The sequence below is a fragment of the Collinsella aerofaciens genome, from assembly GCF_032584215.1.
Classification (GTDB): Bacteria; Actinomycetota; Coriobacteriia; order Coriobacteriales; family Coriobacteriaceae; genus Collinsella.
Genome location: NZ_JAWHPN010000058.1, coordinates 1 through 1,163, shown reverse-complemented (window position 1 = coordinate 1,163; position 1,163 = coordinate 1). Strand labels below are relative to the sequence as shown.

Here is a 1,163-nt window from a genome sequence, read left to right as displayed (position 1 = left end):
TCTAACAGTTTAGATAACGGGTGATGCCGCACCTATCCCAAGCTGCGGTAAGTCGCGTCGGCCATCAGGATATGGCGCACCACCCTTGCAGTCGGGTCCCACCTGTCGCGCGCCTGGTTGACCCTGAAGAGGTAGACGTACCAGTCGAGGTAGGCCTGCAGGTTCGCGGGCGACATCCCCGTGAAGCGCCACAGGTAGCGTTTGAGCCAGGAGCACAGGTCGTTCACCATCTCCATCCGCTCCAGGTAGACCGGGTCGTTCACATCGGCCCTGTGCGCCTCGCTCTCGAGCCCGCCGTCCCTGACCAGCGCGTTGTGCGCCCGCTCGAGGTCGTGGATCAGCAGCGCCCCGGGCGCTATCCTGCCGCCCATGGCCTCCCTCACGCGCGCCGAGCTGGGCTTCCCGTGGCCGCAGACGACCGCGACCGGGTTCTTGTGGACGTCGATGGCGACGCAGATGCACAGCTTCTGGCGGGAGAGGCCGCGCTTGCGGGCCTGCCCGTAGCCCTTGGAGAGGTCGGTGTCGTTTATGTAGGTCTCGTCCACCCAGACGGTGTCGCGCAGCACGATCCGGTCCTGGTAGCCGGACACCGTCGCGAGCACGCGGTGCCGCCACTCGAAGGCCGTCTTGTGGGTGACGCCGCACATCTCGGCCGCGCACTCGACGGGCACGTTGTGGCGCATGAGCCTGATGAAGGAGACCCAGGCGGGGAGCGGCTTTCGGCAGTGCTCGAGGACGGTGCCCGTGAGGGAGTTAAACCTCCTGCCGCAGCAGCGGCAGCGCCACCTCGGGACGCCGGCGGCGGTGGAGCCGTCCCTCCAGGCGCCGCGGGCGCCGCACCCCGGGCACTTCGGGTCCGGCCGATAGGCCGCGGCGGCCTCGGCCAGCGTGCCGACGCCGACCTCGTCGCGGCAGCGCCTCTCGTCGACGGCTTCTCTGAGCAGCAGGAACTCGTCGGCGGTGAGGCCCGCCACGAGCGCCCTGAAGGGGTTCGCTCTTCCCATATGGATCTGTCCCATCCGCCCGAACGCCCACCCGGAGGGATTGTCGCCAAACAAAGATCCGGGTGGGCGCTCGGGCAAATTCTCTGTTTGGCTGGGAAGAGCATAGCATTCGGGGGCCTTGCGGTCCCCGAATCATCACCTGTTATCTAAACTGTTAGA

General features: G+C 67.2%; 1 protein-coding gene. It reads right to left on the bottom strand.

All coding sequences use genetic code 11. The features are described 5' to 3' along the window. Positions 1 to 32: 32 nt before the first annotated feature. On the bottom strand, positions 33 to 1,019 hold the full coding sequence (locus RX395_RS09695; protein ID WP_316367252.1) for an IS1595 family transposase: 987 nt from the start codon (positions 1,017 to 1,019) through the stop codon (positions 33 to 35). Between the last annotated feature and the right edge of the window lie 144 nt (positions 1,020 to 1,163).